Raw genomic sequence first — 26,012 nt, 5'->3', positions numbered from 1 at the left:
AATGCCCTCGTGTATTATGCGTCAGCCTGAGCTTTAAGTTTCTCAGTCTGGTCGGCAGTGATAAGAGCGTCGATCAGCTCGTTGATATCGCCATCCATGATAGCGTCAAGTTTGTAGAGTGTCAGGTTGATGCGGTGGTCAGTACAGCGTCCCTGACCGAAGTTGTATGTACGGATTCGGCCGGAGCGGTCACCGGAGCCAACCTGAGACTTGCGCTGTTCGGCAAGTTCATCGTGCTGTTGCTGCTGTACTTGCTGCAACAAACGGGAAGAAAGAATTTTAAGCGCTTTTGCTTTGTTCTTATGCTGTGACTTTTCATCCTGACAGGACACAACAAGGCCGGTAGGGATGTGGGTCACTCGGATAGCAGAGTCTGTGGTGTTAACAGACTGACCGCCAGGGCCGGATGCGCGGAAAACATCAAAGCGAAGGTCTTCGTTGCGGATATTCAAGTCAACTTCTTCTGCTTCCGGCATAATTGCTACGGTTGCAGCAGATGTGTGTACACGGCCCTGTGTTTCTGTTGCAGGAACGCGTTGTACACGGTGAATACCGGATTCAAACTTGAGGCGGCTGTATACTTTGTCGCCTTTAACCAGTGCGATAACCTCTTTGAGGCCACCGGTTCCGGTTTCACTGCTGCTGAGGAGTTCGATTTTCCAACCGATACGTTCAGCGTACCGTGAGTACATGCGGAACAGGTCGCCAGCAAACAGAGCTGCTTCATCACCACCGGTACCAGCACGGATTTCCAGAATGGTGTTCTTTTCATCCATAGGATCTTTAGGAAGCAGGAGGATTGTAAGCTGTTCTTCCATTGCTGGAATTTGCTGCTCAAGATCCTTCACTTCTTCTTTTGCCATTTCAGCAAGTTCCGGATCGCTGTCATTCATGAGCTCTTTGTTTTCTTCAAGAGACTCCTGCATGGAGCGATATTTACGGAATGCTTCAACAACTTCTTTAAGATCAGAATGAGCCTTGGTCAGCTTGCGGTAGCGTTCCTGGTCGCCAAAAACTTCAGGAGAGCTGAGCTGCTGTTCAAGGTCTTCGAATTTGCGCTCAAGGTGTTCTAACTTGGCTAACATTATTCTTTCTCCGCTACTGTATACTCAGGGGTATATATATCGTCAGGAGCTTCGTCTCCGAGAGCTTCCTTAAGTGCAACAATGGCAACCTCAATCTGGGATGAGTCCGGCTCGTGTGTAGTGAGCATCTGGAGTAACATGCCCGGTGCGCTGAGGATTTTGCCTAAAAAAGTGTCATTAATCTTCGCGCTGTACTTAATGAGTTCGTAAGCGAATGCGCTGATAGGCGCCATAAGCAGCAGTTTGAAGAAGATAATGAAACTGTGTTTTACAATTGTAGATTCAGGTGTCCATACCATAAGGATAGCTGGAACAAGAACCGTGTGCAGGATGATAGCAACGGAAAGTACAAAAAGCATAAACGTTGTGCCGCAACGTGGGTGCAGTCTGCTGTGCAGAACCGCAGAACCGGCACTTACGGCCTTGCCGTCTTCATATGCCCAGATAACTTTGTGCTCGGCACCATGGTACTGGAAAACACGTTTAATATCAGGGATAAAAGAGATACTTATAATGTATCCCAAAAAGATGCTGAACTTGAAAAAGCCATCCCATACCTGAAACGAAAGCCCGTTAACATCACCACCGAGCCCGAGGTAGTTCATCCCGATGGAGAACATATGCGGCAGAACAACAAAAAGGAACAGTGCAATGCCGATGGAGCAGATGAGTGTAAGGGTAAGGTGCCAAGGCTTGAGCTCTTCTTCAGCTTCTGCATCCACAGCCTGTGTTGCAGAAAAGTTGAGCGCTTTGATGCCGTTGACAAGTGTTTCTATAAGGATAGGGAAACCGCGTACGAAAGGACGCTTGAAAAATTCAGCTTTAGAGAAAGTGAACCAAGGGCGCTGGTCAGCAATAATGGAACCGTCTGCTTTGCGGACAGCAATAGCGAGGCGGTCCTGATTGCGCATCATGACGCCTTCCATAACAGCCTGTCCGCCGACATTGCATCGTGCGGCAGTGAGAATGGCTGATAAAATAGTTCGGAAATTTTTGCGGAGAGTAGTCACATGTTCCTCGCAGTCGAGCTAAAGAATACTCCTCCCCAAAAAGCAGATCTTTAAGGGGAGGAAGATTCGCCGCCGGTTTGGCGACGGCCTCAAAAAATGCGAGATAAGTGCTACTTTTTGAAGTTGGCGTATTTCTTGCGGAAACGGTCAATACGACCTGCGGTATCAACAAAGCGCTGTTTACCAGTGTAGAAAGGGTGGCACTGAGAGCAAATCTCAACTGCTACTGCTTCACCTTTGGTAGAACGTGCTTCGGATTCGTAACCGCATGCACAAGAGATTTTAGCCTTAAACACTGTAGGATGGGTATCTTTTTTCATATTATAACTCCTCACGAAGATGCAGAACGGATTTTCTTACGTCAGTTGCGTTTGGAAGGCAAGAGAAATATATTGAGTCTCCACAAACGATGATGTAGGTGACAGTTCGCTTTTGTTTATAAGCGCTGGCATCATATGCTGCATATATTAGTTGTATCCCGTTGAATGACAGATTTTTTTTCGATCATTATAAAGGGATGCAAAGAAATTTTTATGGGCCGGGACGCTATGATTTTCGTAGCGAGTCGACTCCGTAGCAGTCTAGGATGTCCTGCGCCATCTTGTAATTATAACCGGCAAGGAGTGCGTATGCCTCCCTTGCTTCAATGTCAAGGCAAATAATATGGCTAAAAAAGAACGAGCCGATCAACTTGTTTTTGATGCGGGTCTGGCAGATAGCCGTGAGAAGGCTAAACGCCTTATTATGGCGGGACAAGTGTATATTATTCGTAACGGAAATCCAGAGCCGGTGGCAAAGCCGGGGCAAAAAATGGAATTGGATTCTTTGTTCGAAGTAAAAGGTATAGAGCGATTTGTCAGTCGAGGGGCATACAAGCTTTTAACAGCAATCGAACATTTTGGAATTGATCCTGCCGGCAAGGTTGCGCTTGATGCAGGAGCTTCTACAGGTGGTTTTTCCGATTGCCTGCTTCAGCATGGTGCAACAAAAGTATACGCAGTTGATGTTGGGTACGGACAGCTGCATGAAAAGCTTCGTCAGGATGAACGTGTTATCAATCTGGAGCGGACAAATCTTCGTAATATAGATGACAGTGTCATTCCTGAGCCGCTGGATCTTGTTGTCGGGGATGTGTCCTTTATCTCTCTTAAGCTCATCCTTCCCCCATGTGTTGCACTGCTTCGTGAAGGCGGTGAATTGGCGATGCTCATTAAACCGCAGTTTGAGCTCGGGCCGGGTATGACGGATAAAGGTGTTGTTAGAGACCCTGCATTGCATCAGCAGGCAATTGATGATGTGACCGGATTTGCTATCAATGAGCTTGGCCTCACCCTTGTAGGGGTCGTTCCTTCCAGTATCAAGGGCCCGAAAGGCAATCAGGAATTCATAGCTTACTTTAGGAAGTGAGAGAGTGAACGCTGTTAACGCCAAGTGTGGCAATTTTGATATGTAAAGCTTTGCTTTTATTGACCGATAAGATGCGATACAAGTCTCCGACTGCTCGTAAATATTCTGGTGTGTTGTGGCAGGAACATAATTTTGAATATGTTTTTGTATCCGGAATATCAGGTGGGAAAAGCGGTCGTGGAGACCGTCTGGTATAGGGGCAGGACGTTTTATCGGGTAAATAGGGGTTGACCGTGCGCATTAAAAGTATTGCTACTGAACTTGTTGCAACAGTATTGCTGATAGTTTCAGTCTCGGTTCTGTGTATTGTGTTGTATGTTTCTTCTTCAACAACCAAGATTGTTGAGGAGATTCAGCTTGAGGCCATGGATCGTGAGACCATTCTGGCGGACACTTCTCTCAAGCAGTTTATTAGCGGGATTCAATCTCTTGTGGGGTACCTTGCCGGGCACGAGGATGTTATCAACAGTGCCTGGGTTGAAGGTGAAGAGGGACGAAATCTTTTAAACAATGTCCTTAAACTGAATGGTGATGTTCAAGCTGTTTTTGTGTTTAACAAAAAAGGTGAGATCACATCAGGTGTTACCAGAAGCGGAATTTCGTTGAATGGTGACAAAGGACGGGCTGCCCTGTGGAAAGGGAAGCTGATCGACGGTACATCAGAGTTTTATGTAAACGAAAGTGTCATCTCCGACGATGATATGGGTCAGCGGCTGCTTGGTATGGGCGCTAGATTATATGACTTCGTTGATAACACTCTCATAGGCGGCGTTGTTGTTTTCGCTGATGTCGGGAATTTTGGTAAGCGGTATGTCGATCCCGTTTCATTCGGACAGTCTGGCTATGCGTATATGATAGACGGGACAGGGACGATTGTTGCCCACCCGAATGAGCAGGTAATTTTCAAACGCTCTTCTGTTTTTGATCAAATCATCCAATCGGAAGCCAAAAAGCAAAACTTTTTCTCCTATCGCTATAAAGGGGTGGAAAAGATACAGCGGTTTGTCAAAAACAAGGAAACCGGTTGGTATATAAGTACTACCGTTCCTCAGAGTGAATTGGTGATCACCGCAAATCACCAGCGTCTTATCATTATAGGTATCGGCGCACTTGCACTTTTCGTCGCCACCATTGTTTTGCTTGTGGGAGTTAAAAGGGTACTTGCAACTCCTCTGGATAACTTGGGTGTGTATTCCAAAGAGGTTGCTTCCGGTGACTTTGAAGCGAAGCTGGAAGGTACCTTCCGTCATGAGCTTAATGTGCTGGCTGAACACCTGCGGAAGATGACAGAAGATTTGAAAGAACAACTTGGCATGTCTCAAGGGGTTCTTAAGGGGATTAACTTCCCGTGCGGTGTTGTGGATGTGGATGACCGGTTTACATTCATGAACAAAGAATTGTTGGAGCTTTTCGGTCGTGAAGGTCGTCCTGAGGAGTATCTTGGTAAAACTTCTGGCGAAGTTTTTTATCATGATCAGACTCGGGAAACGAGAATGTCTCATGCCGTGCGTGAGAATCTAGAAATACGTGAAGAAGGTGTTGTACAGCGGGATGACGGAAAGGAACTCACGCTGTTCTATACTGTAACACCTATTTATGATGTTTCCGGTAATGCACTTGGGGCGTTCGGTTTGTATTACGACCTGACGGAAATCCGGGCGACCGAAGCTCGTATTTCTGAGCAGCATGCGGCAACTCTCGAGGTCGCAGACAGGGTTGATGCTGTTGCAGCATCTCTTGAGTCAGCAGCAGGCAATCTTCTCGGGCAAATTAATGAGACAACGAGCGGTGCACATATTCAGCAGGAACGTGCTTCTGAGACAGCCGTAGCTGTTGAGGAAATGAACGCAACTGTACTCGAAGTAGCTAAAAATGCTGGTAGTGCAGCTTCCAGCACTGGAATCTGTAGTGAGCGTGTTGATGAAGGTTCGCAGGTTGTGAATGAAACCATCAACGCGATTGCAAAAGTAAATGACGAAGCAAAAGAACTGAATGGTCAGATGGCTGATCTTGGAAAGCATGCTGATGATATTGGAAATGTTATCAGTATGATTTCTGATATTGCCGATCAGACAAACCTGCTTGCGTTGAACGCGGCTATTGAAGCCGCCCGTGCAGGTGAGGCCGGCAAGGGCTTTGCTGTTGTTGCGGATGAAGTACGCAAGCTCGCAGAAAAAACTACCTCTGCAACTCGTGAAGTAAGCGAAGCTGTAAATAGCATTCAGAGCTCTACCTTAAGCGTCGCGGACGGGGTAGAAAAAGCTGTGTCAGCTGTAGGTGAAGGAACAGCCAAGGCAGAAGCTTCTGGTGAACTTCTTGTGTCCATTAAAGAAATGATGGATGAAGCCTTCAGTGAAATTACAGCTATTGCAACGGCAACTGAAGAACAGTCTGCCACTTCCGAACAGATCAGCAAGGCATCATCAGAGATCAGTACGATCACAGATGAAGGAGTGCATACCTTAGGTGCTGCCATTGTTGCAGTGCAGGACTTGCAAGAAATGGTGCTCGAACTTCGATCACTTACAGAAGAAATGAAAGCCTAATAAGAAAGGGTGGAGCTGATAAGCTCCACCCTTTCTTATTAATCTGTAATTCGCTAGTACGGTGCGTCATGGGTACATGATGTGTACCGTACTGCTTTTTTATTCATGCTAATAACTTATAACAGGACATTGACTCCGATAAGAATAAGGACAACACCTCCGCCGATTTCGGCATACTTACCAAGTGACGAAGCGTTTCCGATAATCTTACCGATTTGTAATCCAGCCAATGTAAACAGTGCCGCAGTAAGGCCGATGATAAGTGCCGGGAACCAGATAAGGTGGTTCAGCACGGAAAGGGACAGCCCTACAGCCAGAGCATCGATAGAGGTTGCAATGGCAAGCATAATCAACGAGACCCCTTTGGTCGGGTCAAAGTGTTCTGCCTGTTCATCCCGTGTCGGATGCTGAACTGCCCCCATGATCATGCGGACACCTACCCACAGCAGCAGTGCAAAAGCAATCCAGTGTGTGTAAGACTCAAGGTATGTCTTAATTGAATCACCTGCGAGCCAGCCGATGATCAGCATTCCAGCCTGAAAGATTCCAAAATGCCACGCAAGGCGGAATGTCTGGCGTCTGGATGCTCCTTTCAGCCGAACTCCGGCTGCAATAGCAACAGCAAAGGCGTCAACAGCGAGGGCAATAGCGATTGCTGTTAATTCTGCCCAATGCATTAGAAAGCCTTGTTCATGGTGTTAAGGCAACGGTGCAGGCACTCTCGCTCTTCTTGGGTGAGGTCGGAAACCATTGTTTCTGTTAACTGCATGTGAAGCTTGTCGTGTTCCAAAAACATTTGGCGGCCTGTATCTGTTAATTCAATGATGATGGAACGGCGATCCGTTTTATGCGGACAACGGCGGACGTAGTCCTTCTTTTCAAGCCTGTCGATGAGAACCGTTAACGTACCGGTTGTTGTACCCATCCAGTTTGCAAGTTCTTTCATTCGCATAGATTCATGTATGCCGAGGATTTCAAGGGCATGAATCTGCGGCAGAGTAAGCCCTTTTTCCCGCACCACATCATGTTCCCATGAGGATAACTTTTCGTAGAATTCTACGATTGCGTGGTTCAGTTCCTCAAGTTCCATCATATATCTCCTTTAGATCATATTTGTATCAACTAAATATGAATAGACAGCAAAGACAATTGTCAGCACTCCTGCCGTGCGCATTACCAATGGTTCAATCCATGGTTTATTCAAGGCATTCAGTGCGTTTGTTGCTTTGTAAATTGCATAAATAACTGCGGCAAGTGTTATTCCTGTGCCAATGGCATAACTTAAAAATACCAGCGTACTTTTCAGGATACTTCCGGAGTCCAGCCCGTATGTGTACATAATTGCAACAGTTGGACAAGGCACAATCATATTGAGGAACCCGAAAACTGTCAGCCCCCAAAATGTAACTTTCGTAATTTTACTGCTGCTTGAGCATCCGCAACCATGGTGATGGCTATGCGTGTGCTCTTTTTTTGCTGCGCTGACTTTTTGTCCCAACGCAAATGTATCTGCTGCACTGGAGGTCGCGCTGACAGGCTGTCCGAGTGAAAATTTTGGCTCAGTGGCTACAGCGGTATTACCTATAGTGATAGGTTGTAATTCTTCATGATTATGTGAACTGCAGCAGCTTGGATCGCCTGGTGCGTGATGACCGCAGCACTCATGGTTATGGTCATGATGATGGTCATTGAAGTGGCCGCTGTGATCATGGCTATGTTCATGTCCGTGTTCATGATCGTGGTCGTGACTGTGCAGAAGGTGCGGCTTCACAATAAGAATCAGGCCGAGAATGACGAGGATGGCAGCGGTTGTTATATCAACAATATGTCGGAATGAATCAGGAATGGCCAGCGAGATGGAGCCAAGAGAAAATCCGATGGATAAACAGGCTAATGTTGTTCCGAAGATAAATCCTGATGTGAGTGAGACTACTCGTTTTCCGCTTTTTGCTCCGTAGGTGAACGGAGCAAGAACAAGCCATGAGTGGCCACAAGGGTTAATGCCGTGAATAAAACCGAGTACAAGAGCACTTTGAAGCGCCACTAAAAATACAGAATCGAAAAGCATACGCGAGTCCTTTACTAATTTGATGTGAGAAAAGAACTACGCCCATGAAACTTGAGTGTCAAATAAAAAATAGATCAAGTAAATCTACAAACGAATAGTTATGTTTTGCAGTCAAAGTATTTGCAATGCGTTTTATCTGTATATCAACCCCAGTGGAAGGAAGGCCGCGCAGAGAATACAAAATGAAATGGCAAGCTGCATAAAGGGAACCGGAAATGCAGGCGTCCAGGCATCTGGGGAATCGAGTTTGCGTGCTGCTACAGCGACAGTTTGTGTCCATGTTTTTTGTGCACATATTCTGAGAACTGCTTGTGGGATCAGAAGAAAACGTTGCCATGTGGAACGTGGTGGATTTCGAAGTTCGAGTGCTTGCATCACCTGTGCAAAAGTGCGCTGAATAAGCGGGATGAAATGAATCATGAGAGCAAGGCTTAATGCTGGCTCCCAGCTGCGCTTGCCAAGAATAGGGCGCATAAACCATGCAAGCGCTAATCCCAATTGGCGGGCAGAGCTTGTGGTAGCAAGGAGTAACCCTATGCCTATGAGAATGGTAAGTCGTAGCCCCAATATTCCGGCAGACAGTAACGCGGCATAATAATCCGGTGTGATGCCGTAGAAAAGCGGCGTGCAATCAAGCGCAAACTTTATCCCCGCCCATGCGATAATAAAATAAATGTACGTAGCAACCGTACGTGTCCCCAAGGTAATATGCATGCGGTTGCTTATCCCCAAAAAAAGGATTCCAACTGCATATACGCAAAGTGCATATACGGGGACATGCCAAGTAAGTATGCCGATTGCGGCGGCAAGCATGATTTTTAATCGGGGGTCAAAAGAAGCAAGAGATAAAGTTTTCATAATTACAGTTGAGTAAAAGTGAATATGTACATCTGCCGGCGTTGTACTCGCATACGCCGTGGCAGTCGCGTATCCTACGGCACATAGATGCAGGCTGCAATTACAGTGTGCAGTGAGAGGATAGATTTATGAGAAAAAAAACAGAATTTCCAGAAAACAGCGCGTCTTCAGAAGGGTATGGGCAGATGCATACGTCGTGTGTTTGTGCAGGATTCCCTTCTCCGGCAGATGATTATCTGGAAGGAGCGCTTGATCTGAACAGGCTGCTCGTGCGCAACGCACCCGCGACATTCTTCCTGCGTGTAAAAGGCGACTCCATGACAGGGGCTGGTATTTATACAGATGATATTCTGGTGGTGGATCGCTCCGTGGCACCGTCGCATGATGCAATTGTTGTGGCAGTGCTGAATGGCGCTCTTACCGTTAAGCGTTTGTGGCAGAAAAACGGGCAGATCGCCCTGATGCCGGATAATCCGCAATACAGACCAATTGAAGTAACGCATAATGAAAGTTTTGAGGTATGGGGTGTGGCTACATCTGTAATTCATTCCCTTGGGAAGAAGCAGTGAGCCTTGCTGCCTATGCACTGGTAGATTGCAATAATTTCTACTGTTCCTGCGAGCGGGTTTTCAGGCCTGATCTTGTAGGAAAGCCGATAATCGTGCTTTCCAATAATGACGGGTGTATTATCTCACGGTCTAACGAAGCAAAAGCACTTGGTGTGCAAATGGCTGCTCCGTACTTCAAACAAAAGAGATTTCTTGAGCGTAATAACGTCACAGTCTTTTCCTCTAATTATCCTCTCTACGGTGATCTTTCTGAACGCGTGATGAATGTCCTGCGTACGTTTTGTCCGGATATGGAAATATATTCCATTGACGAGGCATTCTTACGGCTCGACGGTTTTTCAGCCTATAATCTGACAGAGTACGCACAACGTATCCGCAATACCGTGTTCCGTTGGACTGGTATTCCTGTATCAATCGGTATTGCGCCGACAAAAACGCTCGCTAAGATAGCCAGTCATATCTGCAAAAAAGCACCGGAATCATCCGGTGTTTTCAACATGAACGACTTTTGGCATTCACCCGAAAATATTGATGCGTTGCTGGAGAAAGTTCCCGTGCAAGACATTTGGGGGATCGGGCGAAGATCTGCAGCAAAATTGGCAAATTATGGAATCACCACAGCCCGCCAGCTTCGTGACAGAGACAATGCATGGCTGCAGAAGAAGCTTACAGTGACTGGGCTCTACACCGGTCTGGAACTTCGCGGGATATCTTCCATTGCTTTGGAAGAAGCACCGCCAGTTCGCAGAAGTATTCGTTCTTCCCGTTCATTCGGGGAACCTGTAACTGAAAAAAAAGACGCACAGGAAGCAGCTGTAGCCTACACGGTTCGGGCGGCAGAAAAATTGCGCCGTGAGGGGCTACTTGCCTCTACTATATCTGTGTTTATTAAAACCAATGCGCACCGACCGGGAGACCAGCACGCTGAATACTGTGCGCATACCTTGGATAGTCCCACCGACTACACTCCCTTACTCGTACACCATGCATCAGAAATGCTGTTGCGAATTTTTAGAGCAGGGCACAAGTATCAAAAAGTCGGTGTACTGCTTTCCGGTCTGGAGTCAAAGCGTAACCAGCAAGGCTCATTAATGGATATTACATCACCGGAAACACAAGAACAGGCTCAAACAGAAGCGCGCCTGATGCAGGTGACAGATGCAATCAATAAAAAATTCGGGCGGGGAACAGTGCAGTATGCAGGTGAAGGACTCAGGCAGCCATGGAAAATGAAACAGAACAATTTGTCGCCTAAGTATACAACCGACTGGAAGGAACTTTGTGAAGTTGAATAGCTGGGGGAAGTGCTGTTGGGTAAGCCTCCGGCGGGTCTTCGACGAGGCAGGGCGCTGCCCTCCACCCGCAAGGGGCACGCCCCTTGACCCGATATTTCTCGAATCGTCCCTTTAGTTACAATGGTGGAATTCGCGAACCCACTAACTTTCTGGAGAAAAATGAGGCTGTCCTGTTAGTAAGGGACAGCCCAGATTGATGACAAATTCGCACACAGGATGCATTAATAGCCGCGTAATATTGATAAAGAACGATCTATCTTCGCTGATGAAGTTTTTGGGAGAGTCCAGAGAAGCCTTTTTTGCAAAAAAGGTTCTCTGGCCGCCGGAGGCATTCTTCTCTCTATTTACTTACTGGTACAAGCATGTGTGAGAAGTAGTGCGGTTTTTCCGGTGCATCTTCGATATTTCGTTCAATAATCTCTCCATCCATTCCAAGACGGGAAATGAAGATCGCTGAATCTTTTCTGTTGGTGTCGTGGAGAAGATTTTTAAGTTCGGAAAAATTCTTATAAGTTTTGAGGATAACAGCGTTGTCGACACTGTGCAGAAGCTCTTTGGTGTCTTCTGTGGCTCGCACGCCGGATGCAAGCAGCAGGTTTTCACCGGACTCGCACAGGATTGTTCCGGTACGAGCGGCCGAAGCCTGATAGGATGTGATGCCGGGAACAACAGAGATTGCATAGTCTGTGTCCAGAGCTTCAAGCGTGCGCTTGAGGTAGCCGAATGTTGAGTAGATAAGCGGGTCGCCCAGTGTAAGAAACGCACAGTTTTTTCCCTGATTAAGAAGATCAGCCACAATCTTTGCGTTATGTTCCCAAGCTTTCAGTAAAATATTTTCATCTCTGGTCATGGGAAAACCGAGGTGTACGACTTCTACTTCAGCTTGCATATGCGGTTGTGCAATGAAAAGCGCAGTGGAGTAGTCGTTTTTAGTGGAAGATGCAGCAAGGACAATATCAACGTTAGCTAATATTTTTGTTGCTTTGATGGTAAGTAAGTCCGGATCACCGGGACCAACCCCGATGCCGTAAAGTGTGCCTGTAGAAGCGGACATTAGTTGTCTCCTGAACTATGGGAAATGGCTTGCATACGAGTCGGGTGCAGCAGGGCTGCCAGCTCTTCCACAGCGGTTACCGCACGGGGGCCGGGGCGGGAGTAGCTGGATTCATCAATAATGTAGACGCGATTGTTTTTCACAGCGTTGATGGTGCGAAAGTGGGCGCGGTTCTGCATTGGTTGCGGATTCGGATTCATGGCACCTTGTTGGATAAGGTACACTTCCGGATTGCGCTTGATGACTTCCTCTTCGGTTATGCGAACTAATTTTACAGTGGCGTCCATAATATTGGTGCCACCAGCATGTGTAATAATATCATTAACTATCGATGCGTTACCCGCTCCGAGAAGGTTCGGATAGCGCACTTCAAAAAAAACAGATGGCTTGTGTTCAATTGTTGTAAGTTGCTGTTGAACACGTTCAAGCCGTGCTTTCAGGCTGGTGCATACGGCAGTAGCCTGTTCTTCGGCATTGGTCAGCGTGCCGAGACGCTTGATAACTGAAAAAAGTTCTTCAAATGTGGTGATGGAAAAAAACGCAACAGGAATACCAAGTTGTTCAAGCATATGAACAGATTCCAAAGCTTTTTTTCTACCTCCCATTTGCAGGACAATATCCGGTCGAAGCCCCGCAACTAGCTCAGGATTCGGGCGCAGATGTGTTCCGATGGATGGCTTGCTGAGAATAGAGGGCGGTAGTGTGTCGGCTTTAGTACGGGCAATTATGGTATCGGCCTTCTCAAGTTCAGCCAGCATTTCGTTAAACGCACCGTACAACGCAATAATTCGGGTTGCAGGTTGCTGTAACTCGATGGTTCTGCCGAGATCATCGACGATCTGTACAGGCGCAGCATAGGCTTTTGGGACTGCTCCAGTCCCAAATAGGCTAGCGAGAACCAGCAACAGAGCCGGGAGTAACAAAAGCTTGCGGCGCATTGGTGATCGGATGATTGAATGTATGGATTGGCGTATCATAAATTTCAGTCAGGTTTTCGTCAGTAAAAACGTCTTTTACAGCTCCATCCAGCGCAACTCGTCCGTGTTTTAAAAAGATCAGTCGGGTGCAGTACAGAGCAGCAAGATTGATGTCATGAATTGCGGCAATAACGGTTTTTCCCGCATGATGCCGTTGTTTCAATAAGTCAAAAATTTCTATAGTTCGGGCAATGTCGAGACCCGATGTTGCTTCATCCAGCAACAGCGTACTGGTTTGCTGTGCCAGCGCTCTGGCAATGAGAACTCTCTGAAACTCGCCACCTGAAAGTTCACGAACAGATCGGTAGGCAAACGAATCAGTAGCTGTTTCCTTCATGCAGTCCAGAGCAATCTTTGTATCGTTTGCACTGTAGCCGCCAAGGGTGGATATATACGGGTAGCGCCCCATCAGTACAAGTGACAGTGCTTCAATGTCCGGTGTTTCTCCTGTGTACTGCGGGACAGAAGCAATTTGTGCTGCACGCTTCTTAGGTGGAAGCTGCTGTAAGTTTGTATCGTTAAGTTGAATAGAGCCTAGCAGTGGTTTCCGCACGCCGGAAAGTGACATAAGCAGTGTGGTTTTACCACTACCGTTTGGCCCGAGTAGGCCAATCATTTCACCATGCTCTATCGACAGGGAAATCTCATGAAGAACCGCAGTGTCAGTATATCCGGCTGACAGGTTTTGTATGCTGATGTGCGCAGACATTATTGACTGCTCCGTTTCATAGAGCGGTGCAGAAGCAGGCAGAAAAAGGGCCCGCCTAATAATGCAGTGACAACACCGACAGGTAATTCAGCACCTTCTGGAAGGATGGTACGCGCAAGAACATCAGACCAGAGTAGAAGCAGCCCACCGATAAACGCAGAGCTTACAAGTAATGGCCTGTGCTCACCACCTTGAACAATGCGCACCAGATGCGGAACTACAAGTCCGACAAAGCCGATGACGCCGGAAACTGCTACTGAAGCGCCTGTAATCATACTGGCACCGACCAGCAACCATAAACGGACACGACTTGCATTCATTCCAAGCTGCTGTGCTTGAATTTCTCCAAGCGAAAGGATGTCCAATTCGCGGGAGAATCTCCATAAAATCGCCAGACCCAATCCATACCACGGAAGGATGAGCTGCACGTGCTGCCAGCTTCTGCCTTGCAGGCTGCCCATTATCCAGAACACAATGGAGGCAACAGAGTCTTCATCAAGGGATTTTATAAGAGAAATCAGTGCGGCAAGAAACGTTGCTACAACCACACCAGCCAGTACAAGGGCATCGCGTTTCAGCTGCCCACCCATACTTCCGAGGGTGATAACAGCCGCAAGAGCAAGCAGGGCTCCTGTAAGAGCAGCAGCAGGAACAAAGCCGATTCCGGTAAGGAACGGAATAGTGCCCGATAGTCCGAAAAATATTGCTACGGAAGCACCAAAAGCTGCCCCGCTGGAAACACCAATGGTAAATGGATCTGCAAGCGGGTTGCGCAGGATACCTTGAAAGACTGTGCCGGAGATAGCCAGTCCACTCCCGATAAGCAGAGAAAGAATAATTCTGCTGAAGCGTATTTCCCAGACAACAATGGCGTTGGTTGTTTCTGCAGAAGCAGGCGTCAGGAAAAGGTGCTGCGCAAGGGTCTGGAGAACTTGCCCTAGCGGAATATCAAGCGGGCCGAATCCGGCAGCCAGAACAGCAGACACAGCACAACCGAAAGCAGCAATGCCGGAAAAAAGCATACAGCGCCGTTTGCGGCGTCGGGCAATATCTACTGTTCTGGTCATCGTATTACTTAGTGAGACTCAAGTGCGTTGAATGCAGTTTTTAGGTGCGCAACCCACTGGGCAACAATAGCGTCGTATTCGCCGGTTCCCTTCAGAACAGTTGTTACCTTGAAGCCTTTTTTGGTCAGGATGGATTTCCAGCTATCCTCTTCCGAACCTGCCATGTCATTGCGTGCGTGATCACCCGCAACGGACATAAGAGGCATGAGCCATACCTTTTTAATACCCTTGGCTTTCAGTGTAGGAATAATGCTGTCGAGAGAAGGGTAGCCTTCAACCGTTCCCACAAAGATATTAGAATCTTTTTCTTGAAGATAGGTAGCAAGACCCGGGTAGTAAATATTGCCTGGATCGTGAGTGCCATGTCCCATAAAAATGACTGCTTCATTTTTTTTACGAGCAGCAGGAACAGTAGCAGGGAGAATTTCTGCCATTGCTGCAAGGTCAGCAGGGGTATTCAGCAGTGGAGTGCCTACAGAAATGTGGCTGATACTTTTAGGAATACCATCGAATGCAGAAGCTGTTTTTTTAATATCAGAAAATTCTTGCCCAGGAATAGTGTGCAGAGACTGCACCGCAACATGAGTAAAGCCGTCGTCGCCCATCTGTGCAAGAGCTGCAGCAGGGGATGGGATAACTTTATTTTCAGTCCGCTTGATCTTATTGCGGATCATTGCTGCGGAGTATGCCCAGCGGATTTCAGTATCCGGAAAAGCTTTGGCAACTTCTTCGTTAATGTTGTCCAGAGCAACACGGGCTTCTGGTACAGAGGTGCCGAATGCAACAAGAAGGATACCTTTTTTAGCAGGAGCATCTTCATGTCCGTGACCGGCAAACGCAGGGAGAGAGAACGTAAGAATAAGGGCAGCAATAAACATCAGTCGTAAGGAACGACAGTGGAACATGGCAAAAGCCTCCAAAAATTGGGCGGGGACATATGACGCATGAACAGTGCGTGAAGCGCACCGGTTGCGAAGTGTGTTTTGCATGACAAGACCCCGTGTCTGCAAAATCGTGCCTGATATCCACAGATGCCGAGTGAGAATGGGTTGAGAATTCACGGACAGAGTGGTGTGGATAACTACAATGTTCAGGCAGGTCTTCCGGCTTGTTCCTCTTTATCCGACCTTCCCGAGTAACCAGTGGTACAATATGGATAAAAATTGGATAGAACTTACGGCGGCGGGACCGCTCCCGATTTTAACGGGATTCCCTGTTAGGCTCAGTGAGCACCTGAAGTGAGGCACTTTACACACAATGAAAAAGGGTGGTCAAGAAGTGAAATAGTTAACCTGCAATCCAAAGATACAAAATAGTTACTCCAATAAGACTGCTGATGCGCAATGCCTGACTCATCAGCAACATGGGGAAGCCAATCTTGAAGGAGAAAACTCCGGTTTGTGACGGAAGTTGGTGACGCAATGCACGGATAGGTGTGGCAACAATTGTCCCCAACACAAGTGCGAGCACAAGTTGAGGAGTGGTTAATGCCCCTCCGTCGAGCAAAGCCCCTGCCGCAGCTATGCCGGTTGTAAATTCAGCCGCAACAGCAAATACGACAACGCTGACTGCTTCTACAGGAAGATACGCGGAGGTAACCCAGCCTGCTGCTGTTGTTCGTAAGTATTCAAACATGCCAGCTTGATTCAGTGCATAGATAAGAAAATAGACAGGCGCTGTGATGGTGCAGATGCGCGTAAACTTTTTTCGGAACGCGCTAAAGACCTTGGCTGCTGACGTTGTCCGGTGAGCTTGTTGGGTTGGCATTTCAGCACAGTTTGTCCGAGGAACAAGTCTGACTCTGGTCCATACAAGCAATCCCAGAGTGCGGATCAGCGCTGCAAGTCCGTTAAGAGAAAGGTATATTATTCCCGCTGTACGTGTCATTGGGACAATAATAAAAAACGTTGTGGGAAGATGGAGAAGAAATACCGGCAGTCCCGTGTTGATCAGGTAGCTTAACTTCATTTCTTGCAAAGAGATTTTCTTTTCTTTCCAGAATGTCATCAGCATAGTGTTGGCAGCGGTGCCAGAGAAAAAAGCAGTAGTGAACGCTGCACCTGATTCATCCGTGAGGTTGCCGAACCGCATTACTGGGCGCACAAAGGTTGCCAAAAGCGGTGCCCATCCCATGCCTTCCACTGCAATACCTACCACTAGGCCAATGCCAAGAAAGCCGAGCATGCGCAGTAGTGGCCGCACAAGACCGGGCCACGCCTTGCTCCACGTAAGCAGGCTTGGATCATGAAAAAGAATGACAGCAAGAGCAATTAATGAGCAGAGTGCAGCAATAATAAGTGCTTTGATCGGGCTTTTGGCTTTGCGTCTGCGCGGTGTTGATTGTGGCTGGCTGGTGGCTGATTGTGACATGAATTCTCCCTGCGGTGGTGGTACGCTAAGAGAAAAGTAATTTCAAGCAGGTGTGTTAGCGTTGAAATAAGAATGTTTCTTGATAGTGTTTTGGAATAGTTAGCTTTTAGATGAGGCGCAACAGTGTTGAGAAAGATAAAAAAATCGCGCTGCAGCAAGCTGCAGCGCGCATTTTTCAATCGACAAAGCGATCAAGTAACCGGATAGCTTTCGCCGGTACGAAAAAAGCATTTCCCTCTAACTTTGTCCAACACTCGAGGGAGAGTACCTTTCAGGAGCAGACCATTTCTCCTGCACTGATTGTCTATATACCAAGATCTGTGCCATTGTTGTAATATGCTGATAAGATAGTATTAAATATTATAAAGACGCAGGCGATAACTGTTATCAGTGTGGATGGGGAGGAAATGGTACTATTTGTCCGCAATCACGGATGCTGACGTCCGCTATTGCGGACATTCTAAGCGTTAGGCGATCTAATCCAATGTAGTCACAGCGATGTTTTGCTACTGTTTGACTGGGTATTTTTTTAGCAAATCATACAAATAGGAGCGGGAAAGGCCAGACATCTTGCAGGCTGTTGCGACTTTTCCATTAGCTAAATCCATGAGATTCTGAATGTATTGTGCGAATACTTCGTCTCTGAATTCAAAGAAGGGACGGATAGAGGGCTTGGGGGATGCGCTGTCCGCAATAGCGGAATTGCGTTGAAAGTTGTCCGTGTTCTCGGAATATGAAGGGGCTGAAGAAACACTGGCTTCTAAATTCGCTTCTAATGGCTGTATTCCACTTTGCTGTGATGGTGCATGTGGAGTCTGGTCTGAAAGTACTTGAGTTGTAGTTGCAGCAGGTGACGAGCTTACTGGTGTTTTTGTATGGGGCAGTGTTTGTTCAACAGGTGATGTTGCAAGTCGTGCTGTATAATTATCCGGACTTTTTTCTGCATCAGTAATTGTACAAAATGCTCCCTGATGCAGAGGGATTTGGGAATCTTCCTGATGAATTTTGTTAACAGCTGCACGAGCGATGTTAATACGAATGTGATCCGGCAGATGGCGGCTGAAGATTTTCGGAGTATCTTTTGCTGCAAGCACTGCTCGTTCCAGAGTATGAATCAGTTCGCGTACATTCCCCGGCCATGAATATTTAGCTGCAAGATCAAGCAGGTCTGGCGAGATACCTTTAGCAGGCATGCCGTATTTCCCACAGAGCTGTTTTACATAGTGCTCAATAAGGCGCGGCAGGTCATCAGCCCGATCCCGCAGTGGAGGGAGAGCCATGACAACGGTACGGATACGGAAAAGAAGGTCGCTTCGGAACGTACCTCTGGCAACCATTTCATCAAGGTTTCTGTTGGTCGCGCAAATGAGACGGAAGTCAGATGTTTTTTCTGTTCGTGCACCGACAGGGCGGAACCTGTGTTCCTGCAGCACGCGCAGAAAAATTTTCTGCATAGCAAGTGGCAGTTCACCTACTTCATCAAGGAAAAGAGTACCGTTATTTGCCTGTGCAACTAGCCCTTCTCTGTCTTTGTCTGCGCCGGTGAAGGCGCCTTTTCGGTGACCGAACAATATAGAGCTGGCCAGAGTTCGTGACATGGATGCGCAATCTACAGCGACGAAAGGTCCATCCGCCCGAAGGCTGTTCTCGTGCACGGCTCGTGCAAAAACTTCTTTACCTACCCCCGTTTCGCCAAGGAGTAGTGCAGATGCATCAGAAGATGCAGCTTCTGCAACCAGAGAAAGACATTTTTTTATTCCGGCACTATCCCCGATGATACCGCTGCGTTTAAGCTTAACCGCACCATTTTTTGCGGGGCGCTTGCCCCTGTAGTCAATGGCCCGAATGAGCGGAAGCACCATGCGGTCAACTGAACTTTGTTTTTCAACATAGTCCCACGCCCCGTTGCGGATGGCTTTTTCTGCACCATCAGGGGTGGGGGTATCAGTCATGACGATAATTTCGGGATGCCCGCGCATGGCATTAAGTTGTGCAATTGCCAGCAGACCGTTTCCGTCAGGGAGGCGGGTATTCAGGTACACAATATCCGTGTCGTGTTTGCGACAGGAAGCAAAGGCTTCGCTGAGTGAGGCAGCCTGTTTGCTCTTGTGCCCCAGACCGGTGACAATGGAAGCCAGTGTTTCTGAAAAAACAGGATCGTGATCAATAATAAGAACGCGAGCCATGAGTTACTCCTGATGGTCTTCAAGTGCCGACTGCACAAGCTGGAAAATTTTGTTCGTGTTTAACGGTTTGTAGGCGAGCGTCAGTACACCTGCGGACAGTGCGATTTCGTGCGTGATCGGGTCGGCCGGATCTGCACAAAGGACAAGGCGCGTTGTTGGATGGATTCCAAGGAGGGTGCGAGCAAGTTCCAGTCCGTTCATTTGCGGCATAGCAAATGTGGAAATAATGAGGTCGAAGGAATCCGGTGACTCAAGGAATAGGCGTAACGCTTCTACGCTACCGGACACGGCTTCAATGCGATATCCTAAAGGAACAAGCAGGCTTCGCCATTTGCGTATTTCCTGTTCGTCAGGTGAGACCAGTAAGATACGTTCACTGCCCAGTCGTGGTGACGGTGCAATAGGAAGCGACTGGTCGATCTCCTGATCATAGAACGGAATATACAGGCAGAACGTGGAACCAAGGCCTTCTTCTGAAAGAACGGTAATGCCGCCGTCATGTGCACGGGCAATACCGTGCGCTACTGCAAGGCCAAGCCCCTGAGCATCTTCATTGCTGCGTGTTGTAAAGAACGGGTCAAAGATACGGGGAAGAAGTTGTTCTGGAATTCCTGCTCCGGAGTCTTGAACCGTTATGCGCAGATATTTACCTGGAATAAGATCAGCGCGGAATGCACCTGTGCGTTCATCAAATTCAACTTCTGCCATGCGTACCGTGATACGACCTGCGGCAGGTATGGAGAGCAGAGCGTTTTCAAGCAGGTTGTCGATGACTTGTCGTATTTGACCAGCATCAGCAAGTACTGTGCGGTTGTTGGCGCTGATCTCTTCAAAGAACTGAATATGGTCAGGCAATGTCGAGCGGAAGTCGCCAATTGCTTCAGCCAGCAGCGGCTGTAATGTGGTCGGGCGCATTTCGCCCTTGCCTTGCCTGCTGATGGTCTGGAACTGTTTAATCAAAGCCATCGCACTGTTGGCGGCACCAAGAATGGTGTTGAGATCCCGTTGAACCTGTTCGTTACCGGAGCTTTGTCTAAGTGCTGATTCTGTGCTGCTCACAATAGGGCGGATAAGTGTGCTGAAGTCAGACGCAATACCACCTGCCACGATACCGATAGCTTCCATACGTTGAGACTGGCGAATTTGCTCATCAATAATCGCCTGCTCTGTTTCGGCATCTTTGCGTCCAGTAATGTCTACAAGCGTGCCTTCATAGTATTTAATGGAGCCTTTAACTGTATAGACAGTGCGGGCATTGATAAGTACCCACATGAGCAGACCGTCGCGGCGGCGGAACTGCATTTCGAAATTTTTGACTTCGCCTTTGTTCTTGAGCTCAGTAAGCAGGTCAAGAAAGCGCCCTGCATCGAGAGTAATTTTGTCCTGATCTACAGAAAAATTGCGCAGCATTTCTCCGGGAGATGCGTAGCCGAATATTCTGGCAAGGGCAGGGTTGACGAGAATAAATCTGCCATTTCGTGCCTTACGGAACATTCCTTCCACAGCATTATCAAAAAAACTGCGCACGTCAGTTTCGTCCTTCTGGGAAGGGCGGACGTGTATATGGCGGGAAGACTGGTTAGAAGCAGGTGTGGACATAGGCTGCACCATACGCACCCTGCAAGCGCATGGCAATGGCGATCTTGTCTCCTGTTACGGGCGGTCGATTATCGCACCGGCATATCCTACAACTTGAGAAGCATCACCGCTGACAACACCTGAGTTGGTGTACTCGATAAGTTCAGCTTTTGTTGCGCCAAGCGTTTCACAGGCGAGGAGTGCCGCTGTCATCGGAAGCACACCGCACATGCTGATGTTGTTACGGGATACAGCGGAAAGCAGACCTAATGCATCGACAGACTGCACATATGAAAGTGCCAGTGTATCCAGTTTTTTTGCTTCTTCTGCAGAAATGTAATGGCTCATATCAGAGCTTACCACAATGCCGCTGTCTGGATTTTTTTGCAGTGCACTGGCAAGAACTGCACCTACAAACGCCAGTGTTTCCTGATTACTGGTAGCAATGGCGATAGGGACAATTTTTGCGGCAGGATTGGCAACCTGAATGAAAGGCAGAAGGACTTCAAGAGAATGTTCGTCCAAGTGCGCTAATGTGTCTGCTTCAAAAAAGGTACTGGAAGCAAGCAATTCGTCACGCGCTTGTGTATTTACAGGTACAGCACCCAATGGAGTTTGCCAGTCGCCCCCGCTCCAGACGGATATAGGAGCTCCTCGGCCCGTATGGTTCGGGCCGAGGAGATATATTGTATGAGCAAGGTTACTTGAACCGAATGCGCATCCGGCTGTTTTTCCGGAGTACATGTATCCGGCATGCGGAGCCATCGTAAGGAGAGTGCGGGCAGTCCGGCGGGTTCCACGTTGCAGATAAGCTTCGACTTCTTCACGAAGTGCTTGCGGGTTTGCTGTGTAGAACTGGCCTGCAACTGCAGGTGTACGGAGAGCAGCGCTGTTGGTAGCTGATTTCATACGATATTCCTTTGATGACACTTGTTCAGATAATCTTACGTCTAGAGATTGCCTGTAGGGGAGTAGGATGACGCATCGTTCGCCAGACCATGTGTAGTCAGGTCGGATGATGCCATTCTACCGTACAGGGAGTTAGGGTCGGCTTTTGCCAACTGCGTAAGAATATCTTTCCATTTTCCGATGTCGCCGGTCTTTTTGTACAAAGAAGCGATTCTGTAGCGCATTGCCGGGTAGCCCGGATCTTTTTCCGGTACAGCAATGGATAGCTCGCGAGCCCACTCAAGCGCTTCATCAGAGCGGCCTGTACGTTCTGTAATATCCACAAGAGAGTTGAGGAGGTCTCTGATTTTTCCGTTATCAGCTCTTGCAGGATCTTTGCGGGCAATTTCCTTAAATGCTCGAAGCGATGCAATGCTCAGCTGGTAAGCTGGTTCAAAGTCTTCGCGGCGTTCAGCATCGCGGGCAAGGAAGAAGTTAATATATGCTTCTTTTGCCTGTGCCATATCGTCGACTGATTTAAGACGAGACCAGAGGGTTACAGCTTTGTCGGGCTGGTCGAGATTCTCGTATGCCAACGCCACAGCGTAATCGAGCTGGTTCTTGGTTTTATCATTTAATTCCCACAGTTCTACTCGACGAGCAAGTTCTGGAATAGCTTCCCACTGTTCGTTGTCTACATAGACAGACAGAGCAAGGCTTAACCCCATTTCGGAGTATTCCGGAATTTTGAGCTGCTGGAAGAACGGATCAAGCACTTCGAGCGCCTTTGTCGGCTTGTCCTTTTTCCACATGGAAAGTGCAAGCGCTACACGGCTCTCTGGAGTCAGCTTTTGATCCTGATCATGCACAATAGGGAAGTCGTCCCAGATTTGCAGGATCTTCTCATAGTTTTCTTCTTTAATATTGTTCGCTGTCAAAATACTGAAGGAGCGCATCGCTACTTCTTTTACTCTCGGAACAAGCTCATGTTTCGGATATTTTTCCATGAAAGAAGAGGCTGTTGCCAGTGCTTCCGGATGCTGGTTGTTCCACAGGTACCAGATTGCTTTTTTCAATCGGGCAAGTGGTGCCAGTTTGCTGTCCGGATGCTCCTCAATAATCTTGGAATAGATTTCAAGCGGCTTTAAGCTGTACGGCTTGTCGAACACAGAGAACATGTCTGAAATGGTCGGTGTATCGTATTTGCCTTCCTCTGCAAGGCGCATGAGCGATACCAGCCCACCGTCGCGATCAGGGAATTTACGTACAGCTTCTTCGTAGATTTCTCGAGCAGCTTCAAACTTTTCAATTTCAAGGTAGATGTCACCGAGACGGGCAAGAACCATATCGGCATCATCACCGTCAGGATCAATGTTGTAGTATGTCCAGTAGTGAGTGCGTGCCTCTTCCGGCTTTCCAAGACGATATGCAACATCCCCCATCTGGCTGAGGAACGGCGGGTAGTCGAGGTAGAAGCGTGGCCAGCGTTTTTCTACATAATCTACAATCTGGTATGCCTGTTCGTAGTATCCAAGCTGGTACAAGGATTTTGCAAGACCAACGCCTGCTTCACGAACAAACTTGGTGTCAGGGTAGTTTTGTACAATGTATTGGAAGTTATCCGCAGCCTTTTGCCAGTCTTTTTCTTTAAAGTAATGTTCACCCCAGTAGTAGTAGGTGACAGGCACAAGGTCATCATGCGGATGGTTACGGCGCAGAATATTAAAGTATGCGCCAGCTTCACGTACGTTGCCGATTTTTAAGTTGGTGTAGCCGAGACGCAGCAACAGGCTCGGAACTGTCGGACTTTTCAGATCGAAGTTCATTGCTTCAGTCGTTGCAGCGATGATTCTTTCATAGTTGTTAGGAAGATCATTTTTTCCGGCACCGTATACTGTGTCAGCAATACCGTTAAGTACTTCGTCGCGCTCTTCTTTAGTGAGTGTCGGCATGCGCTTTAATTCATTATATGTATCAAGCGCCTTGTTGTATTCACCGTTATTCAAAGAAGTTTTTGCAAGCTTGAGCAGGTATTTAGGGCTTGGTGGAGGAGGGACTTCATTCCCGTCCTTGTCTACCCAGATAATTTCGGTGTTATCTTTTTCTGTGCTGACAACTTTCTCCAGCTTCTTTTCAGGAACAGAAATCTTGCCTGCAGGCGGCATCGGTTCCTTTGTTGAGGCCGGAGCTTTTTTTGCTTTTTTCACCTGTGGTTTCTGGGACTGCTTGGCGGGTGCTTTCGCAGGAGCCGGCTTTGTTACCGGTTTCGCTGTAGCGGCAGGAGCTGCTGCAGGATCTGCAATTGGCTGGGCAACCCAGTTATCAGGTCCACCGGTATTCACGCGGGAACGGAATACATTCTTGGGAGAATAAAAAGGGCGCTTACCGGCAGTGCGGTTAGGAGCAGCTTTCACAGGAGAAGGAGCAGCTTTCTGTGAGGTTTTCGCAGTTGCTGCTGCCGGTGCCTCAGTAATGGCCTTTTGTGACTTTTTAGGAGCAGGCTTTACAGCTGCCGTCTTTTTAGGCGCAGCACTTTTTTTCGCAGAACGCTTCTTTGAGGTCGCTACCGGAGTAAAGGTTTCTTTAGGGTCCGGATAGATATCAATTGCAATTTTATTATTGCTGGACCTGCTTGTCTTATAACGGAAGCCCTTGAGCTTTGTACGAATACGCAGCACCTTTCCGTTATCTTCAGGAGCAGCAATATACTTTGCAGAGTTGATACGGCGCCCGTTCTTAATGGGCTTAAGCGATGTTACTGCCTGCTTTTTCTGAGGCGTGACAAAGCTAAGCTCATTATCCCCTGTACGGGTGAGCGTAAAATTTTTGACTGGGGCATCAAACGCTATGACAAGTCGTTCATACTTTGGATGAGAACCCCAATACCACGATGCAGCCTTTGTTTCTGCTGGTAAAGCAACCGACAGAGAACCTACCGCCACTATGAGCCAGATAAGTCTGGAACTAATTTGATTTTTCACAGCTATCTCAATGCAATTAATGTGCAAGAAACGGACGCAGTGCACCCTGAAAACCCGATACAGCATGAGTCTTGTTGCAATAACTTGAAAAGATTAGTCAATTTTTTTCTTTTTAAGTTTTTCAATAAGTGTTGTGCGTTTGACACCCAGTATCTCAGCTGCCTGATTTTTGATTCCGTTAGCTTGCTGCAATGCTTCAAGAAGCAGCTTTTCTTCAACGGTATCGAGAAAATCTTTGAGCGGGAGATTCTGGTCATTTAAGTCTTGAATTCTAGGCCATTGGAATCCAGCCGATTGTTGGCGTACAGGTTCCGGAGAAGCAGGTTCCGGAAGCTCGGAAACAACGCCAACTTGATCAAGAATTTTATGCGGCAAATCTGCCGGTGTGATGGAGCTGGAATCGCACAGGATTGTCATGCGTTCCATGAAGTTCTCCAGTTCGCGCACGTTACCAGGCCAGCCGTATGCGGCAAGGATTTTACGTGTGTCCGGAGACAGCGTGAGTCGTGAACGTTGTTGCTTATCACAAAATTTTTGTAAAAAATGTTCACAAAGTAATAAGATATCACCACCGCGTTCTCGAAGTGGAGGCAGTTGTAGGGGAATAACGTTCAGGCGGTAGTATAGGTCCTCTCTAAACCGACCGGCTGCTACTTCTGCTTCAAGATCACGGTTTGTTGCTGCAACAATACGTACATCAACGTTTTTAATGGAAGATCCACCAACACGCTCAATTTCCTTTTCTTGCAAGACTCGCAAAATTTTGACCTGAAGAGTCAGGTCCATTTCGCCGATTTCATCAAGGAATATGGTACCGCCGTCAGCCAGTTCAAAGCGGCCGGGACGGGAGCGTATGGCGTGTGTGAACGCGCCTTTCTCGTGTCCGAAGAGTTCGGATTCAAGAAGTTCGCGTGGGATTGCACCGCAGTTTATGGGAACAAAAGGTGCATTGTTTCGAGTGCTGTTTGCGTGTAGGGAACGCACCAGTAATTCTTTACCTGTACCAGACTCACCCGTAACAAGGATTGTACTATCCGTCGGGGCAACTTTGGCAAGAACGCTGAACACATCTTGCATCGCAGATGACTGCCCAATCGTTCCAAGTTTGTTAAGACTCATTTCCTCTCCGATTGATTACGTCCCCCCTGCTAACGCATCCCCTTGGAACTAATGACTGTCAACTTTATGACTTTAAGTCAATAGAAAAGTTCCCAACGTATATAGAACGTTACCTTATTTGAAAAATGAAGTAAGGCAAGTTTTTTGTTGTAGTAAACGTAATTTAACTTACGTAATAGTGTATTTTTTGCATTTGTTACATCAAATTGAATATAAAAAAAAGTCTCACACATCTTTAAAAGTAG

22 protein-coding genes and 1 riboswitch are annotated in these 26,012 nt (G+C 47.6%); of the genes, 4 read left to right on the top strand and 18 right to left on the bottom strand.

What is annotated here, in order from left to right; genetic code table 11:
• Positions 1-14: 14 nt before the first annotated feature.
• The 3 genes from prfA to rpmE form a co-directional block, all read right to left on the bottom strand.
• A complete protein-coding gene (gene prfA, locus SP90_RS11940) occupies positions 15-1,085 on the bottom strand; it encodes a peptide chain release factor 1 (RefSeq protein WP_066856481.1) in 1,071 nt (356 codons plus the stop codon).
• A complete protein-coding gene (locus SP90_RS11935; RefSeq protein ID WP_066856477.1) occupies positions 1,085-2,095 on the bottom strand; it encodes a DUF1385 domain-containing protein in 1,011 nt (336 codons plus the stop codon). Before SP90_RS11935 ends, prfA begins: the two co-directional genes overlap by 1 nt.
• Positions 2,096-2,205: 110 nt before the next feature.
• Positions 2,206-2,415 carry a 50S ribosomal protein L31 gene (gene rpmE / locus SP90_RS11930; RefSeq protein ID WP_066856474.1) on the bottom strand — a complete coding sequence of 70 codons (210 nt, stop codon included), beginning with the start codon at positions 2,413-2,415 and terminating at the stop codon, positions 2,206-2,208.
• 343 nt (positions 2,416-2,758) lie between these two features.
• Here rpmE and SP90_RS11925 point away from each other — a divergent pair, with 343 nt between their 5' ends.
• A complete protein-coding gene (locus SP90_RS11925; RefSeq protein ID WP_066856472.1) occupies positions 2,759-3,502 on the top strand; it encodes a TlyA family RNA methyltransferase in 744 nt (247 codons plus the stop codon).
• Between the two features lie 233 nt (positions 3,503-3,735).
• Positions 3,736-6,048, top strand: a complete 2,313-nt coding sequence (locus SP90_RS11920; RefSeq protein ID WP_066856470.1) for a methyl-accepting chemotaxis protein — start codon at positions 3,736-3,738, stop codon at positions 6,046-6,048.
• A 116-nt stretch (positions 6,049-6,164) separates the two neighbouring features.
• Here SP90_RS11920 and SP90_RS11915 read toward each other — a convergent pair whose 3' ends face one another.
• The 4 genes from SP90_RS11915 to SP90_RS11900 form a co-directional block, all read right to left on the bottom strand.
• Positions 6,165-6,725: a manganese efflux pump MntP gene (locus SP90_RS11915; protein ID WP_066856467.1), complete on the bottom strand. Its 561-nt coding sequence runs from the start codon at positions 6,723-6,725 to the stop codon at positions 6,165-6,167.
• Complete coding sequence (locus SP90_RS11910; protein WP_066856464.1) at positions 6,725-7,141, bottom strand: MarR family winged helix-turn-helix transcriptional regulator; 417 nt, start codon at positions 7,139-7,141, stop codon at positions 6,725-6,727. Before SP90_RS11910 ends, SP90_RS11915 begins: the two co-directional genes overlap by 1 nt.
• Positions 7,142-7,150: 9 nt before the next feature.
• The gene (locus SP90_RS11905) at positions 7,151-8,116 is read right to left on the bottom strand and encodes an urease accessory protein UreH domain-containing protein (RefSeq protein WP_066856461.1); all 966 of its coding nucleotides are present in this window, start codon (positions 8,114-8,116) and stop codon (positions 7,151-7,153) included.
• 132 nt (positions 8,117-8,248) lie between these two features.
• On the bottom strand, positions 8,249-8,974 hold the full coding sequence (locus tag SP90_RS11900; protein WP_066856458.1) for an energy-coupling factor transporter transmembrane component T: 726 nt from the start codon (positions 8,972-8,974) through the stop codon (positions 8,249-8,251).
• A gap of 128 nt (positions 8,975-9,102) precedes the next feature.
• Here SP90_RS11900 and SP90_RS11895 point away from each other — a divergent pair, with 128 nt between their 5' ends.
• Both SP90_RS11895 and SP90_RS11890 read left to right on the top strand, forming a co-directional pair.
• Positions 9,103-9,543 carry a LexA family protein gene (locus SP90_RS11895; RefSeq protein ID WP_066856455.1) on the top strand — a complete coding sequence of 147 codons (441 nt, stop codon included), beginning with the start codon at positions 9,103-9,105 and terminating at the stop codon, positions 9,541-9,543.
• Positions 9,540-10,838, top strand: coding sequence for a Y-family DNA polymerase (locus SP90_RS11890; protein WP_231895566.1), 1,299 nt, complete (start codon positions 9,540-9,542; stop codon positions 10,836-10,838). Before SP90_RS11895 ends, SP90_RS11890 begins: the two co-directional genes overlap by 4 nt.
• A gap of 340 nt (positions 10,839-11,178) precedes the next feature.
• Here the strand turns inward: SP90_RS11890 and cobI are convergent, their stop codons facing one another.
• From cobI to SP90_RS11835, 11 genes are all read right to left on the bottom strand, one after another.
• Positions 11,179-11,892: a precorrin-2 C(20)-methyltransferase gene (gene cobI, locus SP90_RS11885; protein WP_066856449.1), complete on the bottom strand. Its 714-nt coding sequence runs from the start codon at positions 11,890-11,892 to the stop codon at positions 11,179-11,181.
• Positions 11,892-12,830, bottom strand: coding sequence for an ABC transporter substrate-binding protein (locus SP90_RS11880; protein WP_082936425.1), 939 nt, complete (start codon positions 12,828-12,830; stop codon positions 11,892-11,894). The genes cobI and SP90_RS11880 overlap by 1 nt, the downstream gene beginning before the upstream one ends.
• Positions 12,781-13,578: an ABC transporter ATP-binding protein gene (locus tag SP90_RS11875; protein WP_066856447.1), complete on the bottom strand. Its 798-nt coding sequence runs from the start codon at positions 13,576-13,578 to the stop codon at positions 12,781-12,783. Before SP90_RS11875 ends, SP90_RS11880 begins: the two co-directional genes overlap by 50 nt.
• Positions 13,578-14,645, bottom strand: coding sequence for a FecCD family ABC transporter permease (locus SP90_RS11870; protein ID WP_082936424.1), 1,068 nt, complete (start codon positions 14,643-14,645; stop codon positions 13,578-13,580). The genes SP90_RS11875 and SP90_RS11870 overlap by 1 nt, the downstream gene beginning before the upstream one ends.
• A gap of 8 nt (positions 14,646-14,653) precedes the next feature.
• Positions 14,654-15,634, bottom strand: coding sequence for a sirohydrochlorin cobaltochelatase (locus tag SP90_RS11865; protein WP_231895565.1), 981 nt, complete (start codon positions 15,632-15,634; stop codon positions 14,654-14,656).
• An 87-nt stretch (positions 15,635-15,721) separates the two neighbouring features.
• A riboswitch (cobalamin riboswitch) is annotated at positions 15,722-15,897 on the bottom strand.
• Between the two features lie 35 nt (positions 15,898-15,932).
• The gene (locus tag SP90_RS11860) at positions 15,933-17,015 is read right to left on the bottom strand and encodes a nucleoside recognition domain-containing protein (protein ID WP_066856441.1); all 1,083 of its coding nucleotides are present in this window, start codon (positions 17,013-17,015) and stop codon (positions 15,933-15,935) included.
• A 506-nt stretch (positions 17,016-17,521) separates the two neighbouring features.
• Positions 17,522-19,201 (bottom strand): sigma-54-dependent transcriptional regulator, encoded by a 1,680-nt coding sequence (locus SP90_RS11855; protein ID WP_066856438.1) that lies wholly within the window; start codon positions 19,199-19,201, stop codon positions 17,522-17,524.
• A gap of 3 nt (positions 19,202-19,204) precedes the next feature.
• Positions 19,205-20,812 (bottom strand): ATP-binding protein, encoded by a 1,608-nt coding sequence (locus SP90_RS11850; protein WP_066856435.1) that lies wholly within the window; start codon positions 20,810-20,812, stop codon positions 19,205-19,207.
• A gap of 42 nt (positions 20,813-20,854) precedes the next feature.
• A complete protein-coding gene (gene amrB / locus SP90_RS11845) occupies positions 20,855-21,688 on the bottom strand; it encodes an AmmeMemoRadiSam system protein B (RefSeq protein WP_066856431.1) in 834 nt (277 codons plus the stop codon).
• A gap of 41 nt (positions 21,689-21,729) precedes the next feature.
• On the bottom strand, positions 21,730-24,648 hold the full coding sequence (locus SP90_RS11840; RefSeq protein WP_066856428.1) for a tetratricopeptide repeat protein: 2,919 nt from the start codon (positions 24,646-24,648) through the stop codon (positions 21,730-21,732).
• Positions 24,649-24,741: 93 nt separating this feature from the next.
• The gene (locus SP90_RS11835) at positions 24,742-25,767 is read right to left on the bottom strand and encodes a sigma-54 interaction domain-containing protein (RefSeq protein WP_066856425.1); all 1,026 of its coding nucleotides are present in this window, start codon (positions 25,765-25,767) and stop codon (positions 24,742-24,744) included.
• Between the last annotated feature and the right edge of the window lie 245 nt (positions 25,768-26,012).

Source organism: Halodesulfovibrio spirochaetisodalis, assembly GCF_001672295.1.
GTDB lineage: Bacteria > Desulfobacterota > Desulfovibrionia > Desulfovibrionales > Desulfovibrionaceae > Halodesulfovibrio > Halodesulfovibrio spirochaetisodalis.
The sequence above is the reverse complement of the archived record's forward strand: the minus strand, read 5'-3'. Positions and strand labels throughout refer to the sequence as shown.